The sequence below is a fragment of the Xanthomonas chitinilytica genome, assembly GCF_026107455.2.
Lineage (GTDB): Bacteria > Pseudomonadota > Gammaproteobacteria > Xanthomonadales > Xanthomonadaceae > Stenotrophomonas > Stenotrophomonas chitinilytica.
Genome location: NZ_JAPCHY010000012.1, coordinates 14,077 through 31,398 on the forward strand (window position 1 = coordinate 14,077; position 17,322 = coordinate 31,398).

The 17,322-nt window shown below is 70.5% G+C and carries 16 protein-coding genes; 4 read left to right on the forward strand and 12 right to left on the reverse strand.

Annotated elements, in window-relative coordinates; translation table 11 throughout:
* Positions 1-85: 85 nt before the first annotated feature.
* The 10 genes from OK345_RS13675 to OK345_RS13720 all read right to left on the reverse strand — a co-directional run bounded on the left by OK345_RS13675 (position 86) and on the right by OK345_RS13720 (position 9,518).
* Positions 86-1,072 (reverse strand): AAA family ATPase, encoded by a 987-nt coding sequence (locus OK345_RS13675; RefSeq protein WP_265128541.1) that lies wholly within the window; start codon positions 1,070-1,072, stop codon positions 86-88.
* A complete protein-coding gene (locus OK345_RS13680) occupies positions 1,069-2,385 on the reverse strand; it encodes a DUF4350 domain-containing protein (RefSeq protein ID WP_265128542.1) in 1,317 nt (438 codons plus the stop codon). Before OK345_RS13680 ends, OK345_RS13675 begins: the two co-directional genes overlap by 4 nt.
* Positions 2,382-3,968 carry a DUF4129 domain-containing protein gene (locus tag OK345_RS13685; protein ID WP_265128543.1) on the reverse strand — a complete coding sequence of 529 codons (1,587 nt, stop codon included), beginning with the start codon at positions 3,966-3,968 and terminating at the stop codon, positions 2,382-2,384. The genes OK345_RS13680 and OK345_RS13685 overlap by 4 nt, the downstream gene beginning before the upstream one ends.
* Positions 3,958-4,950 carry a stage II sporulation protein M gene (locus OK345_RS13690; protein WP_265128544.1) on the reverse strand — a complete coding sequence of 331 codons (993 nt, stop codon included), beginning with the start codon at positions 4,948-4,950 and terminating at the stop codon, positions 3,958-3,960. The genes OK345_RS13685 and OK345_RS13690 overlap by 11 nt, the downstream gene beginning before the upstream one ends.
* Positions 4,947-5,636 carry an RDD family protein gene (locus tag OK345_RS13695; RefSeq protein WP_265128545.1) on the reverse strand — a complete coding sequence of 230 codons (690 nt, stop codon included), beginning with the start codon at positions 5,634-5,636 and terminating at the stop codon, positions 4,947-4,949. The genes OK345_RS13690 and OK345_RS13695 overlap by 4 nt, the downstream gene beginning before the upstream one ends.
* A gap of 179 nt (positions 5,637-5,815) precedes the next feature.
* Positions 5,816-6,994, reverse strand: a complete 1,179-nt coding sequence (locus tag OK345_RS13700; RefSeq protein WP_265128546.1) for a vWA domain-containing protein — start codon at positions 6,992-6,994, stop codon at positions 5,816-5,818.
* Positions 6,995-6,997: 3 nt separating this feature from the next.
* Positions 6,998-7,210: a DUF2164 domain-containing protein gene (locus OK345_RS13705; RefSeq protein ID WP_265128547.1), complete on the reverse strand. Its 213-nt coding sequence runs from the start codon at positions 7,208-7,210 to the stop codon at positions 6,998-7,000.
* Between the two features lie 3 nt (positions 7,211-7,213).
* Positions 7,214-8,059, reverse strand: coding sequence for an AAA family ATPase (locus tag OK345_RS13710; RefSeq protein WP_265128548.1), 846 nt, complete (start codon positions 8,057-8,059; stop codon positions 7,214-7,216).
* Between the two features lie 31 nt (positions 8,060-8,090).
* Positions 8,091-8,630 carry a gamma carbonic anhydrase family protein gene (locus OK345_RS13715; RefSeq protein WP_265128549.1) on the reverse strand — a complete coding sequence of 180 codons (540 nt, stop codon included), beginning with the start codon at positions 8,628-8,630 and terminating at the stop codon, positions 8,091-8,093.
* Between the two features lie 69 nt (positions 8,631-8,699).
* On the reverse strand, positions 8,700-9,518 hold the full coding sequence (locus OK345_RS13720) for a nucleotidyltransferase domain-containing protein (protein ID WP_265128550.1): 819 nt from the start codon (positions 9,516-9,518) through the stop codon (positions 8,700-8,702).
* A gap of 195 nt (positions 9,519-9,713) precedes the next feature.
* Here OK345_RS13720 and OK345_RS13725 point away from each other — a divergent pair, with 195 nt between their 5' ends.
* Positions 9,714-10,673, forward strand: coding sequence for an alpha/beta hydrolase (locus OK345_RS13725; RefSeq protein WP_265128551.1), 960 nt, complete (start codon positions 9,714-9,716; stop codon positions 10,671-10,673).
* Between the two features lie 503 nt (positions 10,674-11,176).
* A complete protein-coding gene (locus OK345_RS13730) occupies positions 11,177-12,034 on the forward strand; it encodes a PA4780 family RIO1-like protein kinase (protein WP_265128552.1) in 858 nt (285 codons plus the stop codon).
* 324 nt (positions 12,035-12,358) lie between these two features.
* Here OK345_RS13730 and mnmG read toward each other — a convergent pair whose 3' ends face one another.
* On the reverse strand, positions 12,359-14,248 hold the full coding sequence (gene mnmG / locus OK345_RS13735; protein ID WP_265128553.1) for a tRNA uridine-5-carboxymethylaminomethyl(34) synthesis enzyme MnmG: 1,890 nt from the start codon (positions 14,246-14,248) through the stop codon (positions 12,359-12,361).
* Positions 14,249-14,746: 498 nt separating this feature from the next.
* A complete protein-coding gene (locus OK345_RS13740; protein ID WP_265128554.1) occupies positions 14,747-15,319 on the reverse strand; it encodes a hypothetical protein in 573 nt (190 codons plus the stop codon).
* A 131-nt stretch (positions 15,320-15,450) separates the two neighbouring features.
* Here OK345_RS13740 and OK345_RS13745 point away from each other — a divergent pair, with 131 nt between their 5' ends.
* Positions 15,451-16,410, forward strand: a complete 960-nt coding sequence (locus tag OK345_RS13745; RefSeq protein WP_265128555.1) for a pyridoxal-phosphate dependent enzyme — start codon at positions 15,451-15,453, stop codon at positions 16,408-16,410.
* Positions 16,395-17,012 carry a YdcF family protein gene (locus OK345_RS13750; RefSeq protein WP_265128556.1) on the forward strand — a complete coding sequence of 206 codons (618 nt, stop codon included), beginning with the start codon at positions 16,395-16,397 and terminating at the stop codon, positions 17,010-17,012. The genes OK345_RS13745 and OK345_RS13750 overlap by 16 nt, the downstream gene beginning before the upstream one ends.
* Positions 17,013-17,322: the final 310 nt, after the last annotated feature.

A 17,322-nucleotide genomic window follows, 5' to 3' on the forward strand; every position in this document is an offset into this window, starting at 1 on the left:
CGGCCGCAAAGCCCTGTCTCACCCGTCTGCATCCGGTCGCGACTCGCGTCGCTCCTGCAGACGGTCAGCGCGGGCGCACGCCTGATCATTGCCGCGGCGCTTCCACCTTGGCCAGCAGCGCGGTCAGCGCGTCGTCGGCCGACTGGCCTTCGATCTGCAGTTCCGGCGCCAGGGTGATGCGATGGCGCAGCGCCGGCCGGGCGATCTCGCGCACGTCGTCGGGAGTGACGAAATCGCGGCCGGACAGCACCGCCTGCGCCCGCGCCGCGCGCACCAGCGCAATGCTGCCGCGCGGGCCGGCGCCCAGGGCGATGCCCGGCCACTTGCGGGTGGCCGCGACGATGCGCACGGCGTAGTCGATCACCTGCGGGTCGACGGTGATCGCGGCCACCTCCTGCTGCAGTGCGACCACCTGGCCGGCGTCGAGCACGCGCGGCACCCGCGACAGGTCGAAGTCGCCGGCGCTGCGGCCGGTGGTCACCGCGTCGACCATGCGCTTCTCGTCCTCCAGCTGCGGGTAGTCGATCAGCACCTTGAGCAGGAAGCGGTCCAGCTGCGCCTCCGGCAGCGGGTAGGTGCCCTCCTGCTCGACCGGGTTCTGCGTGGCCAGCGCCAGGAACGGCGGCGACAGCGCGAACGACTTGCCCTCGATGGTGACCTGGCCTTCCTGCATCACCTCCAGCAGCGCCGACTGGGTCTTGGCCGGGGCGCGGTTGATCTCGTCGGCCAGCAGCAGGTTGGTGAACACCGGGCCGCGGCGGATCTTGAAGCTCTCGGTCTTGGGGTCGTACACGGCATGGCCGCTGACGTCGCTGGGCATCAGGTCCGGGGTGAACTGCACGCGCGCGTAGTCCAGCTCCAGCGCCTGCGCCAGCGCCCGCACCAGCAGGGTCTTGCCGAGGCCGGGCACGCCCTCGATCAGCACGTGGCCGCCGGCCAGCAGCGCGACCAGGATCTGGTCCAGCACCTCGGACTGGCCGATGAAGGCGTGGCCGACGGCCTGGCGCACCGCATCGACGCGTTCGGCCAGCGGCAGGCCGGGAAGGGGAGTGGAAGCAGGAGTCTCGGTCATAGCAGGTTTCTCATCTGGATCAGCAGGCGGATGCGGTCGCGCAGGCCGGCGACGTCGTTGGAAACGGGAGCTTGCAGCGCCTCGCGCACGCGCGAATGCGGCCATTGCAGGCGCTCGGCGATGGCGTGGACCTGGGCGTCGCCGGACAGCGCGGCGGCCATCGGCGCGCGCCGCTGCAACCGGGCGAGGAAGGCGCGGCGCACCGCCTCGTACAGCAGCGGCGACTTGCCGTAGCGCAGCAGGTGCTCGCCGCTGGCGCGCACGTGCTCCAGCAGCGAGCGGCGTTCCTCGCGCGGCGACGGCAGCAGCGGGCCGAAGCGCTGCGAGCGCGCCCACAGCCAGGCCAGCAGCGCCAGCAGCAGCGGCAGCCAGGCCGGCCAGCCCTGGCGCAGCACGGTGTGCCACAGCGACGGCATCTGCGCCGCGTAGATCAGGTGGACGGTGCCCTGGCCGTAGTTGGGCGCCAGCACGTGGCGCGCCAGCACGCGGTGCGGGCGGTCGCGCAGGCCACCGCTGTCGTCGCCGGCCAGCAACCGGCCAAGGCCGGGCAAGGACGGGCGCGAGCGCAGCTCGTTGCCGTTGTTGAGCAGGAAGTCCAGGTCCGCCAGCACGTCCACGCGGCCTTCGCCATGGCGCAGGCGGACATGGCCCAGGCCGTTGCCGCGCCGCTGCGCTTCCAGGCGCCGGCGGACCTGGTCGGTTGCATCGGCGTCGTCGGCGTCGTCCGCTTCATCGGCATCGGCATCGGCATCGGTATCCGCATCCCCGGGCGTCGTCGTCGCGCTTGTTCCCCACTGCAACTCGGCAACGACTCCGGGTTCGAGGCGGAAGCCGCGGCCATAGCAGAACTCGCTGTGGGAATCTTCGCCGGGGATGTGCAGCGGCAGGCAGGTGCGCAGGTTCTCCGACAGGTCCACGCCCAGGCGCTGCAGCAGGTTGCCGTCGCCATGCTGCGGATCCGGGCCGGGTGGCGGCGTGCGCACGACCAGGTGGCCGCCACGTTCCACCCACTCCAGCAGCCGGGTCGTCTCGGCGGCGCTGAGCAGGCGCGGATCCTGCAACAGCACCACGGTATCGCCGGGCTGCAGCTGCATCGCGGCCAGGTTCAGCCGCTGCCGCGACTCGGCCGGCACGTCGTCGGTGCGCAGCGCCTGGCGCAGGGCGTACAGCGGGTTGTAGACCGCTTCGCCATGTGGCGGCAGCGGTACCTGGTCCTCCACCCGCTCGTGCGTGTGCAGGAACCATGCCGCCATGCCGGCCACGACCAGCAGTACCAGCGCGGCGATCAGCGCGTTGCGCCAGCGAGCGCTCATGCCGACCACCGGTACTGCTGCTGCAGCTGCTGCAGCAGCGATTCGAACTCGGCCTGGCCGGGAATCCGCCCGGCATAGGCGGCGTACTGCCAGATGCGCACCATCTGCGCGAACAGCTGGCGGTCGCCCTCGTCGGGCATCTGCCGCGAGGCGCGCAGGCATTGCGCCTCGGTGGCGCCGGGCGGCAGTGCCTGCGCGGCGCGCTCGCACACCGTCTCGACGCTGGCGCGGTACAGCAGCGCCAGCGCGTGCCGCGGCCGGCCCTCGTCCCACAGCCTGCGCGCGGAGGCGATGACGTCCGGCGGCAACACTTCCGGTACCAGCAGTTCGTCCTGCTGCACCGGCGAGGGCGCCTCGCGGCGACGCCGGGTCGATCCGCGCAGCCACGGCAGCCACCAGCGCATCGTCAGCAGCAGTACCAGCACCAGGATGCCCACCAGGATCCACAGCCCCCATTCGGCGATCAGCGCGATCAGCTTGCCGATGCCGGAGAAGATGCCGGGATCGAAGCGGCGGCGTTTCCCCGTTTCCTTGCTTTCCTCATCGCCGGCCTTGCGCTCCCAGCGCACGATCGTGCGCTTGCTGCCCAGCAGCGGATCCTCGTAGGCGCGCTGTACCGCCTGCTCGAAGCCGGCGGTATCCACCGGCTGCCGGGTCAGCAGGTCGGGCAGGGGCGCGCGGGCCTCGGCATCGCGGTCGGCGGCGGATTTCTGGTTGCTGCGCGGCGCCGTGTCCGTGGCCACCGGCTCGGCGCCGCCGTCCTGCGCACGCGCCGGCAGCATGGGCATGGCCAAGGCCAGCAGCACCAGCAACAGCGGCGCCGCCGCGACCAGGCGTTCGCGCAGGCGGCGGAAGGCGATCTCCACGTCCCACGCCTCCAGCTCGGTGCGGCGGTTGAGGTACAGGCCGAAGCCGGCGCCGACGTAGAACGGCCCGATCAGGGTCATCGCCGCCCAGGCGATCAGGTTGCCGCCGACCTTGGCCCAGGCCGGCGTCTGCTCGCCGATCAGCGACCAGGCCGCGCGCAGCGATTCGGACAGCATCTCCACCGGCACGAACATGAAGACCAGCATGACGCTGGCGATCTGCAGCATCCACTCGAAATGCAGGCAGACCCAGGTCAGCAGGGTGGCGTGGCCATAGCTCTGGCCGCCGAGTACCCGCCGGCGCTGGCTACGGTGGACGGCATCGGCGCCTTCCAGCAGGTCCACCGGCATCAGCAGCGAACGCGCCGGACTCAGCCGGCGCCAGCCCAGGTAGGCGCCGATCCCGCGCCAGCCCCAGTTCCATTGCGCACGCAGGGTGTCGGCGGTGGCCGGCGTCGCGCCGAACACGCCGCGCGAGATCACGTACAGCGGGATGCGCTCGAACGCCGGCTTCAGCCACCACATCAGCAGCCCGGCCAGCCAGAACTGCCCGGTGAGCCAGCCGCCGAGGTTGAGCAGCGCGAACACCGGCAGCGTCAGCAGCAGCCAGGGCTTCCAGATCGCCGCGGCGTGGCGCCGCACCAGCGCCGTGCCCAGCTCCATCGCCTCCCACTGCGAACGGGCGCGCAGCACCACGTCGAGCTGGTCAATGCGCATCGCCGCCTCCGCGCCCGCCGCGCCACAGCCAGCCCAGCACCAGCGCCCACAGCACGCCGGAAACGCTGAACTTGATCCACGCCGGGACCGTCGCGCTGGACGACCAGAATGCCTCGATGAACGCCGCCACCAGCAGCATGAAGGCCACGCCCAGGCACAGCCGCGCGCCGATCACGCCACCCTCGACCAGCGCGTCGACCCGCCGCCGCCGTCCCGGCGCCAGCAGCTTCAGCCCCAGCTGCAGGCCGGCGCCGCCGGCGATGACGATGGCGGTCAGTTCGAACGGCGCGTGGCCGACGACGAAGCGCCAGAACGGGTCGCCCGAGCCGATCTGCTGCAGGTGCCCGGCCACCGCGCCGATGGTGACGCCGTTGAACAGCAGCACCATCACCGTGCCCAGCCCGGCCAGCAGGCCGCTGGCGAAGGTACGCAGGCCGATGCTGATGTTGTTCATGATGTAGTGGCCGAACATCGCCCAGTCGGTGCCGCTGTCGCGGCCCAGGCGCTCGGCGCCGGGGTCGTACATGCGCTCCATCGTCGCGATCTGCTTGGCGTCGAGCAGGCCGTGGATCAGCTCGGGCCGGTATTGCAGCAGCACGAAGATGCCGACCAGCGGCACCGCGAACAGCGCGGTCGCCGCCCACATGCAGCCGGCCTGGCTGCGCACCAGCTGCGGGAAGTCGGCGAACAGGAATTCGACCGCGCGCCGCCAGCGCGGCGGCGGCGTGCGGTACAGCAGGTTGTGGCCTCGCTGCATCAACTGCTGCAGGCGTGCGGTCAGCTGCGGGCTGTAGCCGCGCCTGCGCGCCAGCGCCAGCTGCTGGCACAGGCGCCGGTAGCGCTCGGGCACCTGCTCGTCGCCCAGGGCGTCGGGGTCGGCCCGGCGCCGCGCCTGGCGCGCGCTGTCGCCGCGGGTCTGCAGCCAGTGCTCGAACTGCTGCCACTCGTGCTGGTGGCGGGCGACGAACTGTTCCTGCCTCATCGCCGCCCCAGCAGCCAGTTGGCCATCGCATACAGCCGCAACACCCCGGTCTGGCCGTGGGCCTGGCTCAACGGCGCGGCGATGTCGGCCAGTTCGTTCTGGCGCGCTGGCGACAGCCGCGGTCCGCGCTCGGCGAAGGCGATCACCGCGGCCTGTTCGCCGGGCTGCAGCGGCAGCGGTGGCGCCAGCACGGCATCGACCGCTGCCGGGGCCGGCTCATGCCGCGGCGGCAGGTGTACCACCAGGGTGCCGGCGACCAGGTCGCCCAGGCGGCGGCCGTGCGGATCGAACAGGCTGGCGACCAGTCCCAGCGCGTAGCCGAACGGCAGCATGTCCACCGTGCGCAGCAGGTTGCGCACGATCGCCGCCATCCAGCCCAGCGGCGCGCCGTCGCGCGCGACCACCCGCAGGCCCAGCGCGCGCTTGCCCAGGGTCTGCCCGTTCCAGGCCTCGAACACGATCGGATAGGCCCAGAACACCAGGAACATCAGGCCCAGGTAGAGCCCCTGGCCGATTCCGCCCAGCAGCATCAGCGGGAAGCTCATCAACGCCAGCGTGCCGAAGCGCACGCACAGGTCGATGGCCCACGCCAGCGCCCGCGGCACCGGGCCGGCGGCCGGCAGGTGCAGCGGTACGCCCTCGGGCGTGATCACCTCGCGGTAGGTGTCCAGCATCGGCACGCTCATCGGCCGCGGTCCCGCGCGTTGCGTTGAAGGGGCCGGATTCCCGTCCGGCCGGATGCCATCGGCATGCGTGTCTCGACTGCTCCCGTCGTGGACGGGACTTTAGCCGGTGGCGGTGGTGCTTTCATAGCCCGAAAGGGCGGAAAGTCCCGGTGCTGGCCATTCCGGAGAACTGTCGCCGGCTATTTCGCCAGCCGCGTCATCGCCTCGCCAAGGCCGTCGGGGGTGAGCGGGAACATGCGTTCCTCCAGCAGTTCCCGGACCATCCGGGTGGACGGGGTATGGTCCCAGCGCTCGCGCGGCACCGGGTTGATCCAGGCCACGTGCGGGAAGTGGGACAGGATGCGCTGGAACCACACTGCGCCGGCTTCCTCGTTCCAGGCCTCGTTGCAGCCGCCCGGCGCGGCGATTTCCCAGGGGTGCATTGCCGCGTCGCCGACGAACACCATCCGGTGGTGCGGCCCGTAGCGGTGCAGCAGGTCGAAGGTATCCACCCGGTCGCCGGCAGCGCGCCGCGCATGCGTCCACACGTGGCCATAGGTGAAATTGTGGAAGTAGTAGTGCTGCAGCCGCTTGAACTCGGCACGGGCGGCGCCGAACAACGCTTCGGCCGCGTGCACGTGGTCGTCCATCGAACCGCCGATGTCCAGCAGCAGCAACACGCTCACCGCGTTGCGCCGTTCCGGGCGCATCGCCACGTTGAGCAGGCCGCCGTCGCGTGCGGTGGCGGCGATGGTGCCTTCCAGGTCGAACTCCTCGGCCGCGCCGCTGCGGGCGAACTTGCGCAGCCGGCGCAGGGCCAGCTTGAGGTTGCGCGGACTGAGTTCGGCATCGCCGGCCAGCTCGGCGAAGCTGCGCTGTTCCCAGACCTTGGCCGCGCTGCGGTTGCGGCCCTGCCCGCCGACGCGGATGCCGCCGGGATGGAAACCGGAATGACCGAACGGGCTGGTGCCGCCGGTGCCGATCCAGCGGTTGCCGCCCTCGTGGCGCTCGTCCTGCTCGGCCAGGCGCTCGGCGAACTGCTTCATCAGTTCCTCCAGGCTGCCCAGTTGCTGGATCTTCGCCTTGTCCTCGTCGCTGAGCTCGCGTTGCAGCGCGTTGCTCAGCCAATCCTCGGGGATGACCTTGGCCAGCGCTTCGGCCGGCGCGGCGGCCACCTCACCCAGGTACCGGCCGAAGGCGCGGTCGAAGCGATCGTAGTGACGCTCGTCCTTGATCAGGGTGGTGCGCGCCAGCGCGTACAAGCCTTCGGGCGTGGGGTCGCCGACGCCGGCCTGCAGCGCGCCCAGCAGGTCCAGCCACTCGCGCGGGGTGACCGGCACGCGCTGTTCGCGCAGGGCGTGGAACAGGCGCAGGAACACGGCTCAGCGCTCCGCCTGTCCGAGTTGCTCCAGCACCGCCTGCGCATCGCGCACGCCCTGGTTGTAGTAATGCGGGCCCAGCGTCTGGCCGATGAAGTCCAGCAGGAAACCCGCGTCGAAGCTGCCCAGTTCGGTGCCGGTGTTGTCGGCCAGCCAGCGCTGCAGGTCGGCGGCCAGCTGCTCGCGCCGGCCATGCGGGAAGCCGATCCCGGCCATGGTTCAGCGGCTCTGGCGGCGATGCAGGAACATCAGCCGCTCCAGCAGCTGCACGTCCTGTTCGCTCTTGATCAGCGCCCCGGCCAATGGCGGCAATGCCCTGGACGGCTCGGCATCGCTCAACTGGCGCGCGGCCAGTTCGTCGGCCATCAGCAGCCGCAGCCAGTCGATCAGCTCGGAGGTGGAGGGCTTCTTCTTCAGCCCCGGGACCTCGCGCAGCTCGAAGAACGCGCGCAGGGCACGGCCGACCAGCTGCTGGTCGATATCCGGGAAGTGCACGTCGACGATCCGGCGCAGCGTCTCCGCGTCCGGGAAGCTGATGTAGTGGAAGAAGCAGCGGCGCAGGAAGGCGTCGGGCAGCTCCTTCTCGTTGTTGCTGGTGATCAGGATCACCGGGCGATGCCGCGCGTTGACCGTCTGCCCGGTCTCGTAGACGTCGAACGCCATCCGGTCCAGCTCGTGCAGCAGGTCGTTGGGGAACTCGATGTCGGCCTTGTCGATCTCGTCGATCAGCAGCACCGCGCGACGTTCGCTGTCGAACGCTTCCCACAGCTTGCCGCGGCGGATGTAGTTGCCGATGTCGTGCACCCGCGCCTCGCCCAGCTGCGAGTCGCGCAGGCGGCTGACCGCGTCGTACTCGTACAGGCCCTGTTGCGCCTTGGTGGTGGACTTGACGTGCCAGGTGAGCAGCGGCGCGTCGAGCGCGGCGGCCACTTCCTCGGCCAGCAGCGTCTTGCCGGTGCCGGGCTCGCCCTTGACCAGCAGCGGGCGTTGCAGCGCGATGGCGGCGTTGACCGCCTGCATCAGCTCCGGCGTGGCGACGTAACGGGAGGTGCCTTCGAATTTCATGCGGGGGATCGGGAGTAGGGGGAGGGTGGGATCAGCTGGCGCTGCCCAGGTACTGGTCCTTCAGCCGGACGTAGTGGTCGGCCGAATAGCGCAGGCCTTCGATGTCCTTCTCCGAGAGCATGCGCGCCGGCCGCGCCGGATTGCCCACCCACAGCTCGCCGCGCTTGACCCGCTTGCCGGGGCCGACCACCGCGCCGGCGCCGATGAACGCCTCGTCCTCGATCACCGCCCCGTCGAGCACGCAGGCGCCCATCCCGATCAGGCAGTAATCGCCGATGCTGCAGGCATGGATGATGGTGCCGTGGCCGACGGTGACGCCCTCACCGATGATCGTCGGGTAGCCGCCCTTGTTGTACGGACTTTCGTGGCTGACGTGCACGATCGTGCCGTCCTGCATGTTGGTGCGCGCACCGATGCGCACGTGGTTCACGTCGCCGCGGATGACCGTGCCCGGCCACACCGAAACGTCGTCGCCCAGCACCACGTCGCCGATGATGGTGCATGCCGGATCGACATACACGCGCTCGCCCAGTACGGGCATCTTGTCCAGGAAGGGGCGCAGTGGCGCCATGACGGAACTCCGGAAAAACAGCGGAAATGCGCGCCATGATAGCGCGCACTCTCGCCGTGGCCGCCGGCCTCAGCGAGGCGCGTGGTCGGCCAGCATCTGCCGGAAGAGCGCATCGAGCGCTTCGGCGTCGCCATGACCGGCAGGGAGCGAGGGGGCTGCGCCGGCGCGCCGGTCCAGTTCGGCATCGATGTAGTCGCTGATGGCGCCGATGCGCGGGCCATCGGCCACCTCGGCACTGGCCCGCTTGAGCGCCAGCAACCGGTCGATGGCGTGGCGCACGGTCCCGTCGGGCAGCAGGCGGTCGAGCAGCAGCTCGAACGCCATCGGCGGTGGCGTCGGCTCGGCTTCGATCCACTGGCAGGCGAGCAGCGGGCGCAGCACGTACAGGTATTTCTTGGTGCGCACCCGTTCGCCGCGCAGGTAGCCGCGATGGTTGGTGCGGGCCATGTTGAAGTAATGCCACCAGCTGCCCAGTGGGGAATGGAACCGCTGTACCGCGTCGCGCAGGCGCGCGGTGGCCTGCGCATCCTCCCGGTACAGGATCGGCGAACGCAGCCACTCGGACAGGGTCGGATTGGACTTGGAGACCAGTCGCAGCGCCTTGCGCAGGTCCCAGCCACTGATGTCCAGCTCCGCGTCGATCGGCAGTTCGATCACGTCGCGCTGCGCTTCGCCGGGCCCGGTGCGCTCGTTGACGCTCAGGTACCACGGTTGCCGGTGCACGTAGATGAAGCGCGCGTCGTAGTCGCTGTCCGGAGAAGAGAATCCCCATCCGCGGCTGCCGGATTCGCAGGCCATCAGCACGCGGACGTCGTGCTGGCGTTCTATCTGTTCCAGTGCGGCAAGAACCGCTTCGCGCTTCTCCGGCGCGATCGGGTGGATATCCATGTCTGTGGATCGTTGATGCTGGCCCGACAGTCTAGGCCACGCGCGTGGTCCAGATGCACCAGCTGCAGCGGGATCACACGCGGGACCTGTCCGGGTGGCCAGCGGCACCGGCCGGCATCAGCCCATGGCCGATGGAGATGACCGCGCCGGGCGATCGCGGCGATCATGCGATTTCCATTCCGCTGGAGCGCCCCAATGCTTCGAGCCGCCTGCCTGGCCCTGTTGCTGGCCCTGGTCTCCGTCGCCGCGCAGGCGCGCCCGCAACCCGGGCCGCAGACCCGGCAGGATCACGTCGTCGCCGACGACGGCCTGCCGCTGGCGGTGTGGTCGCGGCTGCCGGCGCATCCGCGCGGGACCCTCCTGCTGGTGCATGGGCGCACCTGGAGCGCGCTGCCCAACTTCGACCTGCAGGTGCCGGGCGAACCGGCCGACTCGCGCTCGGTGCTGGCCGCGCTGGCCCGGGCCGGCTATGCGGCCTACGCGGTGGACCTGCGCGGCTATGGCGCCACGCCGCGCGACGCCAGCGGCTGGAACACGCCGGCGCGTTCGGCGGCCGACGTGGCCGAGGTGCTGGACTGGATCGCCCGCCGCCATCCGGACCTGCCGCCACCGGCGCTATTGGGCTATTCCAACGGTGCACGGCTGGCGTTGCTGGTGGCCCAGCAATCGCCGCAGCGATTGTCGGCGGCGGTGCTGTACGGCTTCCCCGATGATGTCGACGCGGCGGTGCAGGTGGCCGCCGAGCCGGGTTCGGATGCGGCGCGGCCGCCGCGCCGGCGCACCACCGCCGAGGCCGCCGCTTCGGATTTCATCGTCGCCGGCGCCTGCCCGCAGGCGGTGCGCGATGCCTACGTGGTGCAGGCGCTGGCGGCCGATCCGGTGCGGACCGACTGGCGCGCGGCCGCGGAGTTCCACTTCGAGCCCGAGCGGGTACGGACCACTCCGGTGCTGTTGTTGCGTGGCGCGCACGACCCGCTGGCCACCCAGGACGAGAATGCGCGCCTGTACCTGCGCCTGGCCACCGCGGACCGCAGCTGGGTGACGCTGCCGGCCTCCGACCATGTGGCCCATGTCGAGGACTCCCATGCCGCCTGGGTGCAGGCGGTGGTGGACTTCCTGCAGCGCCCGCGCCCGCCCGCCTCCACGGATCGGTAATCCGCCAGAACGTTGCCGGTGCGGCTGCATCCATCCGGTGGCGGGCCGACCACCGCGCCAGCGGCTATGCGCGCGGGCAATCGGGTGGTTGTCGTGGCCTGATGGGGGGCGGCTGGCCGGGTTCGCGATCGCGGACAGTCGGGGGCGCCTTTGTCCCGCGGTGGCCGCATGCGGGATCTCTGGAGCGGGTGCGGCGGGCGGGTCCGGCACGGAGACGGCGTTGCGATCGCCGCATCCTGCCGGACCGGGTCACTGCTTCTTCTTTTCCTGCTTGGCCGCGCGCTTTTCCTTCGGCGTCCGGGTGGGCTGCTTCTTCTCGCTTTTCTTCTGGTTCATCCCTTTGCTCATGACATCCTCGCCTGTGGTGGATCGATGCAGCCTCCGGCATCGCCGCCAGGGCGGTGGCGTGCGCGGCCACTGTACTCCTCGCCCTGCAACACGCCCTCACGGCAGTGCTGGGTCATAATCCGCCCCCCTACGTTGCCTGGCCCCGGCCACTTTTCATGAAAACTCCCAAGGGCCTGCAGCCGCTGGTCGACGATGGCCTGATCGACGAGGTGCTGCGGCCGCTCAAGAGCGGCAAGGAAGCGTCCGTCTACGTGGTGCGTGCCGGCGACGAGGTGCTGTGCGCCAAGCTCTACAAGGACATGGCCCAGCGCAGCTTCCAGTCGCGCGTGGTCTACCAGGAAGGGCGCAAGGTACGCGGCAGCCGGCAGGCGCGGGCGATGGGCAAGGCCAGCAAGTTCGGCCGCCGCGAGCAGGAAGAGGCGTGGAAGGACATCGAGGCGACCACGCTGTACCAGCTGGCCGACGCCGGCGTGCGCGTGCCGCAGCCGTACGGCTATTTCCACGGCGTGCTGCTGATGGCGCTGGTGACCGACGCCGATGGCCACAGCGCGCCACGCCTGGGCGAGGTGGATCTGGAGCCGGCCCAGGCCGAGGCGTTCTACGCCATGCTGGTCGCCGACGTGGTGCGCATGCTCGCCCTGGGGCTGGTGCATGGCGACCTGTCCGAATACAACGTGCTGGTGGCGCCGGATGGGCCGGTGATCATCGATTTCCCGCAGGTGGTCAGCGCCGCCGGCAACAATTCAGCGCGCGCCATGCTGCTGCACGACGTGCACAGGATCCGCGATTACCTGGCCGGCTTCGCCCCGGCGCTGGCCGCGCTGCACCACGGCGAGGAGATGTGGGCGCTGTACGAGAAGGGGGAACTGCGCGGCGACACGGCGTTGACCGGGCGCTTCGTGTTCGACACCCGTCGCGCCGACGTGCGCGCGGTGCAGGCCTCGATCGAGGATGCGCGGCAGGAGGCGATCATCCGCCAGCAGGGGCGCGAGGCGGCGGAAGAGAACGACTGAGGGCCTGGTTCCAGGTCGCCGGCAGGGGCGTCTGCGTCGTGGGTCGGCGCTTCCTGTGCTTTGCATCGTCGCCTCCGCATCAGGCGGGCAACTGACGCCTTTCGTGCGATCTGTACCCCGGCACCAGACGCCGGCTTCGCGACCTTGGCCCCGTCATCCCAGCGCAGGCGGGAAGCGCTCTTCAACAGCCGGCAGGCTGGTCACCCGGCGACTTCGCCGGCTTGGTCGCCGGGAGTCCCGGCACCCGATTGATGCCGGGACGCATGCCGCCGGGTTGCTGCCTGCATGGAAACGACGGCTGCCGGTCGGCGGCGCCAGGACGGCTCACGCCACCCGGCTGCGCCGTGCGCGCTCCAGGTGCACCAGCAGCAGCGAGATCGCGGCCGGGGTCATGCCGGGGATGCGCTGGGCCTGGCCGATGGTCTGCGGGCGCACGCGCTCGAGCTTCTGCTGCACTTCCGCCGACAGGCCGCGCACGCCGGCGTAGTCGAAATCCTCGGCGATGGCGGTGTTCTCGTGGCGCTGCTGGCGCTCGATCTCCTCGCGCTGGCGGTCCAGGTAGCCGGCGTACTTGACGCCGATCTCCACCTGCTCGGCGACCTTGGCGTCGTCGACGCCCGGGCCCAGCGAAGCCACCTGCATCAGCTTGGCGTAGTCCAGCTCGGGACGCTTGATCAGGTCCAGCACGTTGGTTTCGCGGCTCACCGCCACGCCGGTGGCTTCCAGCACTTCGCGGCCCAGCGCGTTGGCCGGGGTCGCCCACAGTCCGCGCAGGCGCGCGCTTTCCGCGGCGACGGCGGCCTGCTTGGCCTCGAACACGGCCCAGCGGCGGTCGTCGACCAGTCCCAGCTCGCGGCCGGCCGGCGTGAGCCGCGCGTCGGCGTTGTCCTCGCGCAGCTGCAGCCGGTACTCGGCGCGGCTGGTGAACATGCGGTACGGCTCGTTGGTGCCGTGGGTGATCAGGTCGTCCACCAGCACGCCGATGTAGGCCTCATCGCGGCGCGGGCACCAGCCATCCTGGCCGCGCACGAAGCGGGCGGCGTTGAGGCCGGCCAGCAGGCCCTGCGCGGCGGCTTCCTCGTAGCCGGTGGTGCCGTTGATCTGGCCGGCGAAGAACAGGCCGGACACCTGCTTGGTCTGCAGCGTGTTCTTCAGCCCGCGCGGGTCGAAGAAGTCGTACTCGATGGCGTAGCCGGGGCGGGTGATGTGCGCGTGCTCGAAGCCGCGGATGCTGCGCACCAATTCGAGCTGCACGTCGAACGGCAGCGAGGTGGAGATGCCGTTGGGATAGATCTCCACCACGTCCAGCCCCTCGGGCTCGACGAAGATCTGGTGGCTGGCCTTCTCGGCGAAGCGCACCACCTTGTCCTCGATGGAGGGGCAGTAGCGCGGGCCGATGCCTTCGATCTGGCCGCTGTACAGCGGCGAGCGGTGCAGCGCGTTGCGGATGATCTCGTGGGTGCGCTCGCTGGTATGGGTGATCCAGCAGCTGACCTGCCGCGGGTGCTCGCGCACGTCGCCGAGGAAGGACATCACCGGCAGCGGATCGTCGCCGGGTTGTTCTTCCATCACCGAATAATCCAGCGAACGGCCATCGATGCGCGGCGGGGTGCCGGTCTTGAGCCGGTCGATGGCGAACGGGCGCTCGCGCAGGCGCGCGGCCAGAGTGGTCGCCGGCGGGTCGCCCATGCGCCCGGCGGTGTACTGGGTCTGTCCGATGTGGATCTTGCCGGCGAGGAAGGTGCCGGCGGTCAGCACCACGGCCGGGGCATGGAAGGTCAGCCCGGTCTGGGTGACGGCGCCGCGCACGGCGTCGCCCTCGATCAGCAGGTCATCGACGGCCGCCTGGAACACGGTCAGGTTGTCCTGCGCCTCGACGATGCGGCGGATCGCCATGCGGTAGAGGTTGCGGTCGGCCTGGCAGCGGGTGGCGCGCACCGCCGGGCCCTTGGAGGCGTTGAGCGTGCGCCACTGGATGCCGGCCAGGTCGGCGGCATGGGCCATGGCCCCGCCCAGGGCGTCGATCTCCTTGACCAGGTGGCCCTTGCCGATGCCGCCGATGGCCGGGTTGCAGCTCATCGCGCCGACGGTCTCGACGTTGTGGGTCAGCAGCAGGGTCCGCGCGCCGCCACGGGCCGCGGCCAGCGCGGCCTCGGTGCCGGCGTGGCCGCCGCCGATGACGATGACGTCGTAACGGTAGAAGGAATCGCTCATCGCAGTGTCTTGGACGTCGCCGGGCAGGCGAGGGGGGAAGGCGGAACGCGCGTGATGGCGGCGCGGCCATGGGATGGCGATTTTAGCGCCAACGGCCCGGCGATGAGCCGGCGCCAGAGTTGGCATGGATCGTGCGATTCATCCCAATGCACCCATCGTGGCATGCGACACAGGCGCAAAGGCTGGAATTGGAACAGGGGCCAGCCAGGCGCACGTTGGGGAAGCCAAGGGCCGGCAGTCGGGGGACTGTCGGCCCTTATCCTTTGCGCGGATGACCGCATCCGCATGCCGCAGACAGCAAAAAGCCCCGGAAAACCGGGGCTTTTTGCGTTATGGGCGCCGACGCCCGACAGGGCCGGAACAGGGGGGATCCAGATTTCCTGTCGGACATCGACATTGAAAATGTGTGGGGTTTCGGCCCTGTAGGTCACAAACCGACGCAGGCCGTCACTCCGTTTGCGTAGATTGGCCCTGTTCCGATCCCAAATGCAAGCCCCTTTATCGCTCTTGTGTGCGCACGGTCTCACTGCGGCGTGGAGAAGCCTCGCGCCGCACCGGTGCCGGGCGTGGTTGCGTCGCCGGGCGGGCCTGCACGGCGGGTCGTGGCGCCTGGGCCGCCGGACGTGCCGGGATGGCCTGCCGCTGCTGCTGGACCGCGCGCTGCTGCTGGTCGCGGGGTTGCGGCCGTTGCAGGCGGTCGAGGTCGCGCCAGGGCGCCTTGCTGCTTCCGCCGTCGTGCGGCGGCGGCGGACGGGTCGGCTTGCCGCCGCCATGACCCGGCTCGGACGGACGCGGCGGCGGACGGTGGCCGTGGGAGGGCGGTGGCCGGTAGATGTAGCCCGGATAGCCGTAGTACCCGTAATTCCCGTAGTAGCCGTAGCCATAGCTGCTGTAGCCATAGCCGTACGGAGATCCATAGCCGTACGGGGAACCGTAGCCGGCCGGGTAGCGGTACTGGGTCGAGGGCGTGCCGTGGTAATACCCGCCCGCGCCGTTGCCGGTGTAGTCGTAGGTGGCGCAACCGGACAGGCCGAGCAACAGGCCTGCGGCAAGGATCAAACGGGTCTTCATGAGCATTCCCCCCTGATGGGTATGGTGCCAGCTTCGGCGCCGGGCATTGAATCGGTCCTTAACCCCCACGGCCGCGGCTGAATGCCGGACCGGCATGGCCGGCGGCCATGGCGCTACGTTAACCTTTGTCCATGAGCGATTCCTCCCTGCCCGGCGTTGCCGACGTACTGGCGGCCGCGGCGCGTATTGCGCCCCACGCGTCCCTGACCCCGATCCTGCGGTCGCGCGAGCTCGATGCCCTGAGCGGGGCGCAGCTGCACTTCAAGGCCGAACACCTGCAGCGCGGCGGGGCGTTCAAGTTCCGTGGCGCCTGCAACGCGGTGTGGGCGCTGACGCCGGAACAGGCGGAACGCGGCGTGGTCACCCATTCCTCCGGCAACCACGGCGCGGCGCTGGCGCTGGCCGCGCGCACCCGCGGCATCGCCTGTCACGTGGTGGTGCCGGAAGGTGCGGTGGCGGCCAAGCTGGCCAACATCGGCCGCCATGGCGCCGTGCTCTGGCGCTGCGCGCCCACGATCACGGATCGCGAGCAACGCTGCGCGCAGGTACAGGCCGAAACCGGGGCGACCCTGGTGCACCCCTACGCCGATGCGCAGGTGATCGCCGGGCAGGGGACGGCGGCGCTGGAACTGCTGCAGGCCGTGCCGGGGCTGGAAGCGCTGGTGGTCCCGGTCGGCGGCGGCGGGCTGGCGGCGGGGACGCGGCTGGCGCTGCAGCATCTGGCCCCCGGTTGCGAACTGGTACTGGCCGAACCGGAAGGAGCGGCCGATACCGCACGTTCGCTGGCGGCCGGCGAGCGCCGGGTCGATTTCGTCCCGGATACGGTATGCGATGGTCTGCGCGGCGCCCTCGGCGCGCCGAACTTCGCGCTGCTGCATGGCGCAGCCAGTGTGGTGACGGTGGCCGATGACGCCGTCGTCGCGGCGATGCGGCTGCTGTGGCAGGTGACCAAGCAGACGGTGGAGCCGTCCTCGGCGATCGCGCTGGCAGCGGTACTGGCGCAGCCGGAGCGCTTCGCCGGGCGCAACGTCGGCGTGATCCTGTCCGGTGGCAATGTCGATATCGACGCGCTGCCATGGGCGGCGGCATGAGCCGGCGCGGCAGGCGCGGGCTGTGGGGTTGGCTGTGGCGGCTGGGACTGCTGTTGTTGCTGTGGCTGCTGGGCGTGGCCACCTGGATCGTGTGGGTGGGCGACCACGACCAGGCCGCGCCGGCCGACGCGATCATCGTGCTCGGCGCTGCCGCCTACGACGCCAAGCCCTCGCCGGTGTTCGAAGAACGCATCCGCCATGGCCTGGACCTGTACCAGCGCGGCTATGCGCCGGTGCTGATCTTCACCGGCGGCTACGGCGGCACCCGCGCGCGTTTCGCCGAATCGCAGGTGGCGCGTCGCTATGCGCTGCGCCAGCAGGTGCCGGAGGAGGCGATCCTGATCGAGACCGTGTCGCGCACCACCCGCCAGAATTTGGAGCAGGCGCGGCTGCTGATGCGCCAGCACGGCCTGCAGCGCGCCATCATCGTCAGTGATCCGCTGCACATGGCGCGCGCGCTGCGGCTGTGCCGCGAACTGGAAATCGACGCGCTGGCTTCGTCGACCCCGAGCACGCGCTTCCGCAGCTTCCACACCCGCTGGCGTTTCCTGGTGCAGGAGGTCTACTTCTTCCACCGCGACCTGCTGGTGAAAGGCGCCTGAGCGCGGCGGTGGCAGGCTGGTGCGGGTGGGCGGAAGGCGATCCTCACCGTTGGCCGTATCGCCGGGGCGAAGGCGCTCCGCCCCTGCCTTCCGTGGACTGCCGGCAGCGGACGTGTCGCCCCGGGTCGTGCTGGCGTCGGGAGCCTGCCGACAAGAACGCCGTCGTCGTCCCCGCGCGGGCGGGAAGCGATTTCCGGCAGCGAAGGCGTTTTTCAACAGCCAAATGGCTGGTCATGGCCGACCGCCCGGAGGCCTTCTGGCTGCCTGCGCGGCGGCGAACTCCGGTAACCATGCGGCTTGCTCCAAGAGA